Consider the following 9,962-nt stretch of genomic DNA (forward strand, 5'->3'; position numbering starts at 1 on the left):
AGGGGCGGATTACCCTGTCTCCGCGCACCTGGCAAAACAACTGGAGGCACGCGGCCTCTGCTGCATTGTGGAGGCCGAGCGCCCAAAGACACCGGCTGGCGAGTCGCCGTCTGCATCGCCAGCGGCCCAAGTCTCACTACAGAAGACTGCGAGCGAGTCCGTCAATGGAGAGCAGCCGCGCCGCAGAGGGCGGCCGTCTGCACAAACACGACATTCCGACTGACGCCTTGGGCTGATGCCCTTTGGGCAATGGATAAGGTCTGGTGGGAGCGATACGCATCGGAAGCCAAATCCCTTTTCCAGGGCGAACTGCTCACCCTCAACGCCAACCGTTTCGGCATCAAGACGGCACGCATCGAGCACTACAGGAACTCAGGTGGCGGCGCAGTTTCCTTGGCCATCGCCAGGGGCGCTAAGCGCATCATCCTGCTGGGCTATGACATGCAGAAAACCAATGGCCAATCACACTGGCACGGCGACCACCCGAAGGGGCTTGGGAGCGCCGGCAAGATCGCGGAATGGCCATCCGAGTTCGAGCGCCTGAAGCGCAACAACCCGGCAATCGAGATCATCAATTGCACTCGCGAAACAGCGCTGGCCTGCTTCGCTCGGCGCCCCCTGGAGGAAATGCTGAATGAGCCTGATCCCGCTTGAAACGGCCAAGGCATTTCTGGATGTGATCCACGATTCGGATGACGCGAAGCTTCAACTGCTGCTGGATGGTGCTGAAGACGAAGCCTGCCAGTTCATGTGGCGGCAATCCCTGGACGGCTTGTGCAATTGCGAAGAGAGCAGCGAGGCGGCCAGCAGCGAGCCAGGACTTCCGCCGAGTGTGACTGTAGGAGTTCTGCTGCTGCTCCAGGCGAATTACCAGGCCGCTCCCGATGAAATCGAGACGCTGCGCAAGGCGGCCGAGGTAAAACTGATGCCGTACCGCTGCGGCCTGGGGGTTTGAATGCTCGCCTACCGCATGCGCCACCGCATCGAGTTCCAGCGTCAGGTGCATACCCAAGATCCGGTGACTGGTGAGGTGATAACGACCTGGGAGACCGTTCTGTTTTCCGGTCGTTCCGAGGTGCCCGCAGAGGTGCTGACAGGCCCCGGCCGTGAACTGATCGCCGCCGATGCGCAGCAGGCCGAAACCACTGCTCGCATCAACTGCCGGTGGTTTCCGATTGACCGGCTAGAACTCTACACCTGGCGGGTCATCTGGGATGGCCGAGTCTACAACATCACCAGCGCAGAGACCGATGTCACCGCTCGGCGCGAATGGAGACTGCGCTGTTCTGATGGATTGACGGACGGTCGGTAACTATTTGGCCCACAAGGGCACCTAACACGCAGCTAGGCCCGTACAGCCGAACGGCGGATGTCGCTCATCCGTCCGCCCCGCTGCGTTTCTATTCGCCTGATGAGCGAGGTAACGACAGATGCGCGACAGTAATGTTTTCGAGATTAAGAGATTGGCTGATGGGCTGGACGCTGCTTTGAAGGCGACCGATGCCTATGAGTACCTAATAGATCGGATAGCCGCTGTCTTCCTGAAATGCAGCCTCGTCCGAACTGTCGGCCTATTCGATGAGATGGCAGTCCTCGAAGCGATCAACGAGATCGATCTTTGCATCAAAGCCTCTGGCGAAGACTCGCGCGTCGCGGGCTTGTGTCGCTACGCTTTGGAGCTATCTGGCGTAGGGGAAAACGAATTGATGATCGACGGTGACGGGAAGGTGAAGCGCCGCATGGTTTACTTCATTCGGAACAGTCGTGGATCGATCAAGATCGGTTCGAGTATGAATGTCGAGGATCGCCTACATCAGCTTGAAACTGGAGCTGGCGAACGCCTCGAACTTATAGCCTCTGTACCAGGATCCTTCGGTGCGGAGCGAGAGCTACACGCGCGGCTTACTGGTTTGCGCGAGCATGGCGAATGGTTCAGCCCTGGGGAGGAATTGCTGGAGTACATCAACCAGCTTCAATTGACCTTCGGCCTCGACGCCGCCTAACCCAATCGCGACGAACGAAAGCCCGCCTTGAGCGGGCTTCGTCGTTTCTGGAGATCATGAAATGACCGACCAAGCAATCGAGCAAGAAATCCAGGCCAAGGGCCTGACCGCTCCCCGCATCACGCCTGCTGACGTTGAGGCGAACATCGTGGGTGAATACTTCTTCACTGCCGAGGATGGGGTGAAGACCGCTTTCAACCAGCAGGATGAGCTGACGCGTTTGACGGGATACCACGCCGAGCTGGGATTGCTGACCTTCTGCGTACTGGTACTGAAGAACGGCTTCACCGTCACCGGCGAGTCGGCCTGTGCGAGCCCGGCGAACTTCGACGCGGAGATCGGCCGGAAAATCTCCCGGCAGAATGCCGTCTCCAAAATCTGGCCACTGATGGGCTACGAACTGCGTAGCAGACTGGCTGACTGATCCATGCTGATCCGTGGAATGCTCGGCCTCGGCGACTCGATCTATTCCAGGGCATTCCTGAGGAAGTACCCAGGCGCATTCCTCGAAACACCCTGGCCAGAGCTTTACCTCGACCTCGACGTGAAGTGCGTTCGCCCGGCGACGCAGTTGAGAACCCAGGCCAAGAACATCCAGCGCGAGCACGACTGGCACCGCCCTGTCGGCGGCGGCCAAATGCGCATCGCCTACGGCCGAGACCCGATCATTCAGGGGCTGCGCAAGGCGTTCCGTTGCGAACCCGGCGAGTTCGACCTGCCGGACTTTGGTCCTCCGCCAGTCGATGGGCGCTATGTGCTGGTTCGCCCAGCCACGGTTCGCGCTGAGTGGCGCGCAGACACGCGCAACCCACTGCCTGAGTACATCGCCAGCGCTGCCGAAGAGATGCGCCGCAGGGGCTGGAAAGTGGTTTCCGTGGCGGACCTGGAGCCGGGAAAGGAGTGGGCGCTCGATCCACTTCCGCCGGCTGACATCCAGTTCCACAAGGGCGAGCTGCCAGTTGAACAACTGCTGGCGCTGCTCCAGCACGCTGACGCGGTAATCGGTGGGATTGGCTGGATCGTTCCGGCCGCCATCGCCGCCAAGGTGCCGGCCTGGATCATCTGCGGCGGTCAGGGCGGATACAACTCGCCAGAACACATCACTGACAAATGTATGGACCTTTCCCGCATCACCTTCGCGGTCCCCGACAGGTTCTGCCGCTGCACCCTGAAACAGCACACTTGTGACAAAAGGATCGCCGATCATGACGCACGCTTTGCCGCCTGGGCTGACCGACTGCCTGCTCTGGTCTGAAGAGCTTGGCATGGGCTTCCATCCTCGCCAGCCGATGGACTATAGCGGGGAGTATTTCGCGAAGTACCAGAAGCTCGATGCTACGCCGATGGGTGAGGCGCTGACTCGCGCTCGCATTGAACTGGTCCGTCGCCACTTCGACGGCCAGGTGCTGGATATCGGTATCGGCGGCGGTCGCTTCGTCGAGGAAGCCGATGCTTTCGGTTTCGACGTGAACCCCGAAGCCCTGGCGTGGCTGCATGCCAATGGCCGCTACAAGAACCCGAACTTCGGCTGGCCGGCCATGACCTTCTGGGACAGCCTGGAGCATATCCCCGAGCCTGAGGTTGTGCTGAAGGGCATCGGTGAATGGGCCTTCGTCTCCATGCCGATCTACAAGGACGCCAAGGACTGCTTGGCGAGCAAGCACTACAAGCCGGCAGAACACCTATGGTACTGGTCCCTGGAGGGCTTCATCGCCTGGATGGACCGCCAAGGCTTCGAGGTCATGGAGATCAACCACGCCGAGTCCGAGCTTGGCCGGGAAGGCATCACCTCCTTTGCGTTCCGCCGTCATGGCTGACTTCATCGAGTTCAAGCTGCGCGGCGCCGACGATATCGTGGCGAAGTTCCGCAACCTGTCCGAGAACGTCAGGCGCAAGGTAGTGGTTCCTGCGGCGAAGGACGCGATGGAGATCGTTCGCGCCGATGCGGAAGAGCGAGCATCGCGCGTCGACGATCCCAAGACCTGGCCGGATATCTCCAAGAACATCGCCTTGGTCGAGCGCAAGAAGCTCGGCGAGGAAATGGGCGCAGCCTACGTATCGGTGGGCGTTCGCAAGCGTAAGAAAGGGCAGGGCGGCGGGAACACCTTCTACTGGTGGTGGGTTGAGCTGGGCACTGAGCATTCGGCTCCGCACCCCTTCGTTCGCCCGGCCCTGGAGCAAAACAGGGAGGCGGTCTTCCGCGAGTTCATCAGTTCCGCACGGTATCAACTGATCAAGCTGGGTGAGTACTGATGTATCCGCCAATCTTCGCCAAGGTGGCCGCCGATCCTGGAGTGACTGCACTTCTTGGATCATCGCCGGTTCGGTTCTTCCCTTTTGGGCAAGCGACACAAGGCGTTCAGAAGCCCTATGCGGTGTGGCAACTGGTCTCCGGCGGGGTTCCCTATAACCACCTCAACTGCAGGCCTGGCGGCGCCCGGTATCGCATTCAGATCGATGTCTATGCGAGTACGGCATCGGCGGCTCGTTCAGCGGCGGATGCCATCGAGCATGCCATCGAGCTCGATTGCCATGTGGTCAGCTACAACGGCGAATTCCGCGATCCAGAAACCCAGAATTACCGGTCCAGCTTCGATGTGAACTGGATCGAACCACGTTCTTAGGCCTCGTCGAGAGACGCGCCTCCAAAGCCGCCCCTAGCCACGTCGGGAGACGTTGCGACAGGGCGCACCAAATTCCAAGCCCTGGCACATGCCGGGGCTTTTCTTTTCCTGCGCAAGGAAAACGACTGCCGGGAGGCAGCCAACCGACCGCTGTGAAGCGGCCAAGTCCAGTACTGGAGATTCACCCATGGCAAAAAACAACGTGGTCAAGGCCCAAGGCACTGACCTGTTCTGCATCGATCCTGATTCCCATCAGGTTCTGAACGCTGGCTGCATCACGTCGCTCTCCGGCATCGACACCTCGATTGATCAGATCGAGACCACCTGCCTGAACGAGACCGCTCGCAGCTACGTCGCCGGCCTGGCCACCCCGGGCACCGCCACGTTCAGCATCAACACCAACCCGCAGGATGCGGTCCACATCCGCCTGCTCGAACTGAAGAACGCTGGCGCGAGCCTGGACTGGGCTGTGGGCTGGTCCGATGGCACCAGCACCCCGACTGCCGTTGCGAACAGCGATGGCGACTACGAATTCGACCTGCCGGAAGACCGTTCCTGGCTGCTCTTTGAGGGCTACATGAACAGCTTCAGCTTCGACTTCGCGCAGAACGCTGTCGTGACGTCGAGCATCGGCATCCAGGTGTCGGGTGAGCCGGTACTGATCCCGAAATCCAGCAGCTAAGGAAACCTCATGACTGACTTCAGCCTCGACCTGATCCAATCGACCGGCGCCGCAATCGGCGCCCCCGTGGAGAAGGAAATCACCTGGGTAGTGGGCGGAAAGGAGCACAAGGCTACCGTCTTCGTGCGCCTCTCTTCCTACGACCGCGCCATGCGCGAATTCGAGCTCCAGAAAGAGAGCAACGACGTCCTGGTGGCGCGCATCGTGTCGTCCATCGTCGACCGTTCCGGAAAGCCGGTGTTCACCTCGCAGGAGCAGATCACTGGTGATCCCGAGACTGGCGAAGGGAAGATGATCGACACCCTGTTCTTCGCGCTGCTGGGCGCGATCAACTCAGCCAACGGTTATCAGGCTGAACCGGCAAAAAACTAGATCCCTCCGACGCCTTCTGGCATGAGCTCGTGCTGGCCGGTGTCGGAGGGGTGACGGTTGCCGAGGCTAAGTCCCGAATGAGTTACCGAGAGGCCCAGCAATGGGCCTCATTCATCAAGCAAAACGGCCCCATCAACTCGACCCGACGAGTCGAGGCGATGCTTGCCAAGGTCTGCTGGGTGATCCAGCGGGTTAATGGCGGCAAAGCAGCAGTGGAGGACTTCCTACCTGAATATGGAGATCCAGAGCCGCAAGAGGCTTCCATTGAACAGTTCGCGGCGATCCTGAGCATGGCCAGGGTTCGGTAGACACAAGCCCATACCTTTGAGCCAAAAGCAAAACCCCCGGTACGCGCCAACGTCCGGGGGTTTTTCATTCATACCCCATGAAGCAGCATGAGGAGAACGTGATTGGATTTTAGCAAGATCATTCGCGAGGTGCGAATCATGACTGACAAGCTATCACCGCCGCGCTTTTGGGCGTTATGGCTGATCGGAATCGTGCTTGCAGTTGGATACCTGTCTGGAAATCTTCCGTGGGACAGACTGCTCGGATGAGCATCGGATTGACGAGGGAGACGAAAGCAATGCGCGCACGCAAGAACGCCGAGCTAGAGGAAAGCGTCATTCGAATGGCAGCGATGCTGAAGAGTGGCGCCTGGGGTCCCATGAACCTCACCGGCCCCGCGGCTGATCTGCACGAGGAAATCACCCGGCTGCACATGGACCTGGAAGAGGTTGCGGCCGAGCGGGATGGGCAGAAGGGCTTGCTAGGTGGAGATGCGGCGTGAAAATCGAACAGCGTGACCTGATCTGCATCTTCGCCGCCGGCCGGCTGTCTGCTGACTCGACCGAGGCATTCCTGGCGATTCATGGCCATTCTGAACCCAAGCTCTTCATCGAACTGCACAGCCGAAGCCATGGCGTCATCGGCTACGCAGAATTGCTACTGGCCGGTAGCGAAGAGTTCACTGGGAGAGGTGATGGAGGGCTTTACGAATTAGCCCGACTGCTGCCGGCAGATTGTCCATGCCCAGGTCCAGTAATTTCGTTGTCAGGTGTGTCATGGCCTCGCCGGGAAGTTCTCGCACGGCTTTCAGAAGGCCGGTCTTCTCCTGCTCTGGCAGGCCAGAGGACTGAATCTTGCTCTCGATGATCTGTTTGATGGAGTCCTGATGGAGCTTGACGGTGACGGTGCCCAGGATTGCTCCGAGGCCTCCGTCATCAGCGAGGAAATCGAGACCCCTAGCTGTGATGGTGGCAATCGCCGGAGTGGGATAGGTCGGCCCGATCTCCCTGGTGCGGTTCACCTGGATTAGCCCATGCTCGGCCAGGTAGTAGAAGTTCTGCGCGCCGACCTTCGCATCCAGCTCCATCTCCTCGGATGGATTTGAGATTCCAGTTGGATAGGCATCAGCAAGCATGGTCAGGATGCGGTATTGGATGTCGCGGTCGAGCATGGCCGTCTCCTTGGCTTTTGATTATTTCTTCTTGCGCTTCTCCAGCGCGTTTCGCACAAAGCTGTTCAGTTGAAGTAAGGCGGCTTCAACCTCCTTCACGGAGAGGCTATGGAGGTCGCCATCCTTGTCTGGAAGCTCAATACGAGGATCTTGCTCACGGAGAAGGCTTTCTTCCAGGCGAGCGACTAGCTCGGCATTGACCGAGCGGCGATTGGCATCTGCGGAAGCCTTGAGCTGCTCATACAGCGGGTATGGCAGCCTGAATTGTGAGCGGTAGATTTCATCCATGTCACTAGGTTGACACTACGGAAAGTGGTTCGTATAGTGACTGAGTGTCACTAATCGGAGGCTGAAATGAAGCAGATGACCAGAACCCAGGTCAGGATTCCGAGCGACCTGATGGACTGGGTAAAGCAGCAGGCGAAAGAGCAGAACCGCTCCATGAACAGCCAGTTGGTGGATCTCCTGTCGCAACTGAAGCGGCAGGCGGCCTGATGGCCAGAAACGAAGAAGCCCCAGGTGCTGGAACACCTAGGGCTTCGGGTGTGAAAACTTTGGAAGGAGTTCACGAGATGAATGCTACCGCAATTTCAGTAGAAAACAATGTCCAGGCTGCGACAGCGCAGATCATTCCATTCCGGTTTGAGACTCGCGAGGTACGCACCCTGGTAATAGATAGCGATCCGTGGTTCGTCGCGAGCGACATCTGCAAGGCTCTTGGTATCGCAAACACCACCCAGGCGCTGCAGGCACTGGACGATGACGAACGGTCTATGTTCAACATAGGCCGTCAGGGGAAGGCCAATATCATCAACGAATCCGGCCTTTTCACCCTGATCCTGCGCAGCCGTGAAGCGACCACTCCGGGAACCCCTCAGCATCGGTTCCGTAAATGGGTAACCGCCGAAGTCCTCCCGGCAATCCGCAAGCACGGCCGGTACGAGGACACGGAAAATCGCATGGCAACGCTCGTCGGCCAGACCATCGGCACCGATGGCTTCCACTGCCTGGCTGCCGTAGTCGACGGCAAGGTCCGTCATCTGCCGGCCCCGTATCGCCGCGGCGCCAAGAACCACATCTGGTCGCAGGTTCACAAGGCGTTCAGCGTGGTAAGCGTCGAGGATATCCCGGCCAGCCAGATGGACAGCGTGCGCAACTTCATCGGGGCGTATGCCCTGGAGGGAGAATGGCTTCCGCGGGAGAGAAAGGCAGAGCGGCTGCCTATTGATTGGCCGGCAGAGCGTCTGGCGGAACTGAACCCGCATGTCTATGGGCGGTTTTCCAGTTCGGATCCAAGCATTGGAATCCCGCTGAAAGGGCTGTGCGGGATGGATTCGAAGTCTCCCACGTTGCGGCTACTCGGAACGCTTTCCAGAAATGGCTATGAGGTGGATGCTTGCCGGATTGAGGTTCTGGCCATGCGTCACCACCTGGAGAGCTACAGGGATATCTCCATGCAGATGCACGGGGTGTGGGAGCATCGTGATGAACGGTCGATCACCTTCAAGACCGACGAGACAGCCAAGAGTTTGAGAACTGACGGCGTCCGGGGTTTCTAACCTGGCACTACGTCCCGAGGACTGCGCGGCGCGCGGCATGGTCGCGTAGCACGACTCCAAGCATGATCCAGAACCCAGCCCAAGCTGGGTTTTGGTGCTGGCGTTCCGCTGTTACAAATCTCTTTGCCGGTGTTCCGCATGACTACAGGTCCGGCGCAGAGCGGGCTACAGCGGATTGGGACGGAGTGACACGGACTGGTACGGTTTGACACAGCTCTTGACTTGTGGAGAATTCGCCTCATTTTTTGATTATGCATATGCGTAATCAAGACGATGACGTAGCGGTTTCGAGAGGAGGGCAGGGAATGGCAAACGTCTTTGACGTGGCGGAGTACATACTTCAACGTCTTGGTGACATGTCCGCCATGAAGCTGCAGAAGCTCGTTTATTACAGCCAGGCATGGCACCTCACCTGGCACGAGCATCCTCTGTTCTCGGAGCAGATTGAGGCTTGGGCTAACGGCCCCGTAGTCAAGGAGCTGTATACGGCTCATCGCGGTAATTTCCGCGTAACCCCCGGGCAATTTGCTGGCTCCAGAACCGGAGAATTGCAACCGCACGAGGCCGAAAGTATAGACAAGGTGCTTGCCTTCTACGGGGATAAAGACCCTCAGTGGCTCAGCAATCTGACTCACATGGAAGAACCTTGGCGGCTTGCGCGCCATGATGTTCCTGATGGGGAACGGTCGAGCAACCCGATCACGCTTGAGTCCATGATCGAATACTACAGTTCGCTCTGATGGCGTCCCCTAAGGCAAGGAGCCAGCCTAAGGCTGGAAAGCCAAAGCAGGGCGCTGCTGTTGCCGCTGGCTCTCCCAGGGCAGGGGTGAATCCTGCATCACAGGATACGCAGAAGGTCTCATGGCAATTCTCGCGTATCGACAAAGATCATGAGCGTTGGGGATGGTCGAAGCTGGAAGCTCAGTCCTGCTGGGATTTGTTCACTTCCGGCCATCTTGCCAACATCGAGACAATGACTTGGCAGGAAATCAAGAGCGCTTCTGGAGGAAGGACCAACGGAACCAACAGTCATAGCATTCCCGTCGATCAGATATCGAAGGAGGCGCAGGCTCGTCTGACTGAACTGAAACTTGACGATCAGGATTCCATCTTCTCGATGCGTCTGACGGGAACGCTGAGGATTTTCGGGTTCCAGGCCGGATCGGCTTTCAAGGTACTGTGGCACGATCCGAATCATGAAGTGTGTCCCTCGCAGAAGAAGAATACCTAGAAGAAGCCCCGCCCCGTGCGGGGCTTCTCGCA

General features: G+C 58.7%; 19 protein-coding genes. 17 read left to right on the forward strand and 2 right to left on the reverse strand.

The window, feature by feature from the left end; translation table 11 throughout:
• Positions 1 to 249: 249 nt before the first annotated feature.
• The 13 genes from DK254_RS00310 to DK254_RS00370 all read left to right on the forward strand — a co-directional run bounded on the left by DK254_RS00310 (position 250) and on the right by DK254_RS00370 (position 6,471).
• Positions 250 to 654, forward strand: a complete 405-nt coding sequence (locus DK254_RS00310) for a hypothetical protein (protein WP_177411996.1) — start codon at positions 250 to 252, stop codon at positions 652 to 654.
• Complete coding sequence (locus DK254_RS00315; protein ID WP_109931482.1) at positions 635 to 955, forward strand: head-tail connector protein; 321 nt, start codon at positions 635 to 637, stop codon at positions 953 to 955. The genes DK254_RS00310 and DK254_RS00315 overlap by 20 nt, the downstream gene beginning before the upstream one ends.
• Complete coding sequence (locus DK254_RS00320) at positions 956 to 1,312, forward strand: phage head closure protein (RefSeq protein WP_109931484.1); 357 nt, start codon at positions 956 to 958, stop codon at positions 1,310 to 1,312.
• Between the two features lie 118 nt (positions 1,313 to 1,430).
• Positions 1,431 to 2,003, forward strand: coding sequence for a GIY-YIG nuclease family protein (locus DK254_RS00325; RefSeq protein WP_109931486.1), 573 nt, complete (start codon positions 1,431 to 1,433; stop codon positions 2,001 to 2,003).
• 61 nt (positions 2,004 to 2,064) lie between these two features.
• Entirely contained in the window at positions 2,065 to 2,427 is a 363-nt protein-coding gene (locus DK254_RS00330) for a Gp49 family protein (RefSeq protein ID WP_015648612.1), read from the forward strand.
• Positions 2,428 to 2,430: 3 nt separating this feature from the next.
• Entirely contained in the window at positions 2,431 to 3,258 is an 828-nt protein-coding gene (locus DK254_RS00335) for a hypothetical protein (RefSeq protein ID WP_109931488.1), read from the forward strand.
• Complete coding sequence (locus DK254_RS00340; protein ID WP_109931490.1) at positions 3,209 to 3,820, forward strand: bifunctional 2-polyprenyl-6-hydroxyphenol methylase/3-demethylubiquinol 3-O-methyltransferase UbiG; 612 nt, start codon at positions 3,209 to 3,211, stop codon at positions 3,818 to 3,820. Before DK254_RS00335 ends, DK254_RS00340 begins: the two co-directional genes overlap by 50 nt.
• The gene (locus tag DK254_RS00345) at positions 3,813 to 4,256 is read left to right on the forward strand and encodes an HK97-gp10 family putative phage morphogenesis protein (RefSeq protein WP_109931492.1); all 444 of its coding nucleotides are present in this window, start codon (positions 3,813 to 3,815) and stop codon (positions 4,254 to 4,256) included. The genes DK254_RS00340 and DK254_RS00345 overlap by 8 nt, the downstream gene beginning before the upstream one ends.
• Complete coding sequence (locus DK254_RS00350) at positions 4,256 to 4,627, forward strand: DUF3168 domain-containing protein (RefSeq protein WP_109931494.1); 372 nt, start codon at positions 4,256 to 4,258, stop codon at positions 4,625 to 4,627. Before DK254_RS00345 ends, DK254_RS00350 begins: the two co-directional genes overlap by 1 nt.
• A gap of 187 nt (positions 4,628 to 4,814) precedes the next feature.
• A complete protein-coding gene (locus DK254_RS00355; protein ID WP_109931496.1) occupies positions 4,815 to 5,309 on the forward strand; it encodes a phage tail tube protein in 495 nt (164 codons plus the stop codon).
• 9 nt (positions 5,310 to 5,318) lie between these two features.
• Entirely contained in the window at positions 5,319 to 5,681 is a 363-nt protein-coding gene (locus tag DK254_RS00360; RefSeq protein ID WP_109931498.1) for a phage tail assembly chaperone family protein, TAC, read from the forward strand.
• A gap of 77 nt (positions 5,682 to 5,758) precedes the next feature.
• The gene (locus DK254_RS00365) at positions 5,759 to 5,989 is read left to right on the forward strand and encodes a hypothetical protein (RefSeq protein WP_109931540.1); all 231 of its coding nucleotides are present in this window, start codon (positions 5,759 to 5,761) and stop codon (positions 5,987 to 5,989) included.
• A 278-nt stretch (positions 5,990 to 6,267) separates the two neighbouring features.
• The gene (locus tag DK254_RS00370) at positions 6,268 to 6,471 is read left to right on the forward strand and encodes a hypothetical protein (protein ID WP_146219534.1); all 204 of its coding nucleotides are present in this window, start codon (positions 6,268 to 6,270) and stop codon (positions 6,469 to 6,471) included.
• Positions 6,472 to 6,648: 177 nt separating this feature from the next.
• Here DK254_RS00370 and DK254_RS00375 read toward each other — a convergent pair whose 3' ends face one another.
• Both DK254_RS00375 and DK254_RS00380 read right to left on the reverse strand, forming a co-directional pair.
• Positions 6,649 to 7,140: a hypothetical protein gene (locus DK254_RS00375; protein WP_109931502.1), complete on the reverse strand. Its 492-nt coding sequence runs from the start codon at positions 7,138 to 7,140 to the stop codon at positions 6,649 to 6,651.
• Positions 7,141 to 7,161: 21 nt separating this feature from the next.
• Positions 7,162 to 7,428 (reverse strand): Arc family DNA-binding protein, encoded by a 267-nt coding sequence (locus DK254_RS00380; RefSeq protein ID WP_109931504.1) that lies wholly within the window; start codon positions 7,426 to 7,428, stop codon positions 7,162 to 7,164.
• Between the two features lie 66 nt (positions 7,429 to 7,494).
• On the opposite strand from DK254_RS00380, the gene DK254_RS00385 reads away from it, so the two are divergent.
• From DK254_RS00385 to DK254_RS33650, 4 genes are all read left to right on the forward strand, one after another.
• Positions 7,495 to 7,635, forward strand: coding sequence for an Arc family DNA-binding protein (locus tag DK254_RS00385; RefSeq protein ID WP_109931505.1), 141 nt, complete (start codon positions 7,495 to 7,497; stop codon positions 7,633 to 7,635).
• A 77-nt stretch (positions 7,636 to 7,712) separates the two neighbouring features.
• Positions 7,713 to 8,699 (forward strand): BRO family protein, encoded by a 987-nt coding sequence (locus tag DK254_RS00390; RefSeq protein WP_218281378.1) that lies wholly within the window; start codon positions 7,713 to 7,715, stop codon positions 8,697 to 8,699.
• 305 nt (positions 8,700 to 9,004) lie between these two features.
• Complete coding sequence (locus tag DK254_RS00395; protein WP_109931509.1) at positions 9,005 to 9,439, forward strand: Panacea domain-containing protein; 435 nt, start codon at positions 9,005 to 9,007, stop codon at positions 9,437 to 9,439.
• On the forward strand, positions 9,439 to 9,930 hold the full coding sequence (locus tag DK254_RS33650) for a hypothetical protein (protein ID WP_146219535.1): 492 nt from the start codon (positions 9,439 to 9,441) through the stop codon (positions 9,928 to 9,930). Before DK254_RS00395 ends, DK254_RS33650 begins: the two co-directional genes overlap by 1 nt.
• The last annotated feature ends 32 nt before the right edge of the window (positions 9,931 to 9,962 follow it).

Origin of the sequence: Pseudomonas sp. RW407 (assembly GCF_003176655.1) — a bacterium.
Classification (GTDB): domain Bacteria; phylum Pseudomonadota; class Gammaproteobacteria; order Pseudomonadales; family Pseudomonadaceae; genus Pseudomonas; species Pseudomonas delhiensis.

What these genes read in the sequence shown, in the direction of transcription:
- DK254_RS00310 (WP_177411996.1), top strand. Translation starts at nt 250, where the DNA reads ATGGATAAGGTCTGGTGGGAGCGATACGCATCGGAAGCCAAATCCCTT.
- DK254_RS00315 (WP_109931482.1), top strand. Translation starts at nt 635, where the DNA reads ATGAGCCTGATCCCGCTTGAAACGGCCAAGGCATTTCTGGATGTGATC.
- DK254_RS00320 (WP_109931484.1), top strand. Translation starts at nt 956, where the DNA reads ATGCTCGCCTACCGCATGCGCCACCGCATCGAGTTCCAGCGTCAGGTG.
- DK254_RS00325 (WP_109931486.1), top strand. Translation starts at nt 1,431, where the DNA reads ATGCGCGACAGTAATGTTTTCGAGATTAAGAGATTGGCTGATGGGCTG.
- DK254_RS00330 (WP_015648612.1), top strand. Translation starts at nt 2,065, where the DNA reads ATGACCGACCAAGCAATCGAGCAAGAAATCCAGGCCAAGGGCCTGACC.
- DK254_RS00335 (WP_109931488.1), top strand. Translation starts at nt 2,431, where the DNA reads ATGCTGATCCGTGGAATGCTCGGCCTCGGCGACTCGATCTATTCCAGG.
- DK254_RS00340 (WP_109931490.1), top strand. Translation starts at nt 3,209, where the DNA reads ATGACGCACGCTTTGCCGCCTGGGCTGACCGACTGCCTGCTCTGGTCT.
- DK254_RS00345 (WP_109931492.1), top strand. Translation starts at nt 3,813, where the DNA reads ATGGCTGACTTCATCGAGTTCAAGCTGCGCGGCGCCGACGATATCGTG.
- DK254_RS00350 (WP_109931494.1), top strand. Translation starts at nt 4,256, where the DNA reads ATGTATCCGCCAATCTTCGCCAAGGTGGCCGCCGATCCTGGAGTGACT.
- DK254_RS00355 (WP_109931496.1), top strand. Translation starts at nt 4,815, where the DNA reads ATGGCAAAAAACAACGTGGTCAAGGCCCAAGGCACTGACCTGTTCTGC.
- DK254_RS00360 (WP_109931498.1), top strand. Translation starts at nt 5,319, where the DNA reads ATGACTGACTTCAGCCTCGACCTGATCCAATCGACCGGCGCCGCAATC.
- DK254_RS00365 (WP_109931540.1), top strand. Translation starts at nt 5,759, where the DNA reads ATGAGTTACCGAGAGGCCCAGCAATGGGCCTCATTCATCAAGCAAAAC.
- DK254_RS00370 (WP_146219534.1), top strand. Translation starts at nt 6,268, where the DNA reads ATGCGCGCACGCAAGAACGCCGAGCTAGAGGAAAGCGTCATTCGAATG.
- DK254_RS00375 (WP_109931502.1), bottom strand. Translation starts at nt 7,140, where the DNA reads ATGCTCGACCGCGACATCCAATACCGCATCCTGACCATGCTTGCTGAT.
- DK254_RS00380 (WP_109931504.1), bottom strand. Translation starts at nt 7,428, where the DNA reads ATGGATGAAATCTACCGCTCACAATTCAGGCTGCCATACCCGCTGTAT.
- DK254_RS00385 (WP_109931505.1), top strand. Translation starts at nt 7,495, where the DNA reads ATGAAGCAGATGACCAGAACCCAGGTCAGGATTCCGAGCGACCTGATG.
- DK254_RS00390 (WP_218281378.1), top strand. Translation starts at nt 7,713, where the DNA reads ATGAATGCTACCGCAATTTCAGTAGAAAACAATGTCCAGGCTGCGACA.
- DK254_RS00395 (WP_109931509.1), top strand. Translation starts at nt 9,005, where the DNA reads ATGGCAAACGTCTTTGACGTGGCGGAGTACATACTTCAACGTCTTGGT.
- DK254_RS33650 (WP_146219535.1), top strand. Translation starts at nt 9,439, where the DNA reads ATGGCGTCCCCTAAGGCAAGGAGCCAGCCTAAGGCTGGAAAGCCAAAG.